Annotated in this window: 3 protein-coding genes; 2 read left to right on the forward strand and 1 reads right to left on the reverse strand. The window is 58.9% G+C overall.

Translation table 11 applies throughout. From position 1 onward, the window contains the following. Together ENZ74_RS30165 and ENZ74_RS30170 are read left to right on the forward strand one after the other, a co-directional pair. Window positions 1-244 (forward strand): exopolysaccharide production repressor protein (locus ENZ74_RS30165; protein ID WP_127313226.1); only part of this gene is annotated, 244 nt, incomplete at its 5' end. Window positions 245-480: 236 nt separating this feature from the next. Continuing rightward, a complete protein-coding gene (locus ENZ74_RS30170; protein ID WP_024505903.1) occupies window positions 481-1,494 on the forward strand; it encodes a 1-aminocyclopropane-1-carboxylate deaminase in 1,014 nt (337 codons plus the stop codon). Between the two features lie 368 nt (window positions 1,495-1,862). Here ENZ74_RS30170 and ENZ74_RS34790 read toward each other — a convergent pair. Beyond that, the coding region (locus tag ENZ74_RS34790) for a hypothetical protein (protein WP_206522364.1) at window positions 1,863-2,100 on the reverse strand (238 nt) is incomplete at its 5' end.

The raw sequence follows: 2,100 nt of genomic DNA on the forward strand, positions 1-2,100 counted from the left end.
CACTTCATCTTTTTGTCGGCTCGTGGGGCTGGTCCTGTGCAGCAATGCGTCGATGGTTTACTTCGCTTTGGATTCGCTCCGTGTGGCAGTCGTCACGACGCTGGCCTGTTCGCTGCTGCTTCAGGCCGGCTACTTCGGCCGCGTGCTCTTTCTGATCTGGCAGTCCTCTAGCCGCGCTCGTGGAACTCGCCACAGGGGCCAGCATGCCGATGGTTACAGGAAAGCTCGGGTACCAGTCGTCTGACTCTGATCAACTGCGGAATGCAATTTTCAGCTGTGTCCCGGCTTGGTCGAATGCCCAGCATGTGCTGCTGCTTTGATGCGCGGATGACAGGATCAGTGCTCAGACCCACACCAATTTTGGTCACCCTCTGATGACTGAGCTGATCGTATAGGGAATCTGTGTTCGGCTAACACGCGACCATACCCCTGGGCTGACCGGTGCGTAGCAGGTTCAGGTACTTTTTTGCTGGAGATAGCATGCTGGAAAAATTCGAACGTTATCCGCTCACCTTTGGACCCACGCCGATCGAGAGGCTCGACCGCCTCGGCAAGCATCTGGGCGACAAGGTGGAAATCTACGTCAAACGCGAGGACTGCAACTCCGGTCTCGCGTTCGGCGGAAACAAGCTGCGCAAGCTCGAATACATTGTGCCCGACGCGATCGCGTCAGATGCCGATACGCTCGTCACAATCGGTGGCGTGCAGTCCAACCATACGCGCATGGTCGCTGCGGTCGCCGCCAAGATCGGCATGAAATGCCTCCTGGTCCAGGAGAGCTGGGTCCCACATGATGATGCTGTCTACGACCGGGTCGGCAATATCCTCTTGAGCCGCATCATGGGGGCAGAGGTGCGCCTGGTTGACGAGGGCTTTGACATCGGCATCCGCCGCAGCTGGGAAAAGGCACTTTATGAAGTCAAGGCAAGGGGCGGCAGGCCATATGCGATACCTGCCGGCGCCTCTGTCCACAAATACGGCGGCCTGGGCTATGTGGGGTTCGCTGAGGAGGTGCGTGCCCAGGAAGAGCAGCTTGGGTTTGCCTTCGACTATATCGTCGTCTGTACGGTGACTGGTTCAACCCACGGCGGCATGCTCGTCGGGTTCGCCAAGGATGGTCGACAGCGCAACGTGATCGGTATCGATGCCTCCGCCATGCCCGCCAAGACCAAGGCGCAGGTGCTTGGCATCGCCCAAAATACAGCGAAGCTCGTCCACCTCGGAGCGGAAATTGTCGAGGCAGACGTGGTGTTGTTCATGGACTACGCGTACCCGGGTTATGGCGTTCCATCGGAGGAAACCAAAGAGGCAATCCGTTTGTGCGCGCGGCTCGAGGGCATGATTACGGACCCCGTTTACGAGGGCAAATCGATGCAAGGGATGATCGACCTCGTCCAGAGGGGCTTCTTTCCACAGGGATCGAGGGTCCTCTACGCACATCTAGGCGGCGCACCGGCGATCAACGGGTACGGCTACACCTTTCGCAACGGCTGACGTTCGGCAGTCTGCGATTCCGCGGTCGCGCTCGAACGTGGGTAGGTAGCGTCGTTCGAGCGCTTGGCTGGAGAAGTGGAGGCAGCGACGGGCATCCACTAATTGGTACCATTACGTGCTGTCGGTGCTCAACGCCACGCGCATTGAGCGCATGCCGCCGTTGGCAACCGCGAGGCGAATTTTGACTCCGGGGCAAGAATCCACACGCGGCGGTGGCGGCACGAGGACCAAGCCGGCGAGTTCGCGCTTTCGAACTGGCGCCAAACTGCCACTGCTCGAGGGCCGAGGCCAGTCTAATCACAGGCGAGCCGTCCAAGCTCTCAAGAGTGATAGGGCGAAACCCGACAGCGGCAGAAGACATGTCGGGTTCACGACAATCGGCCGCATTTGGCCTCGTGGAGAATTTCAAAGCATTTCCCGCCGCTTACCGGAGCTGAGGGAATTGGCACCTCCGTTGCAGCTTGATGTGCGGCAACACGGTGAGAGCTTCGCTGAAGCAAGCCAGAGGGAGCGATGCCCTCGAGACCGTGTCCGATTTTGACTGGAAAATATTCCGCGACAAAAGAGACGAAAGGTGTGGAATGACTTTGGACACCAAGATGGAAC

Source organism: Mesorhizobium sp. M7A.F.Ca.CA.002.15.2.1, assembly GCF_003998715.1.
GTDB classification, from domain to species: domain Bacteria; phylum Pseudomonadota; class Alphaproteobacteria; order Rhizobiales; family Rhizobiaceae; genus Mesorhizobium; species Mesorhizobium ciceri.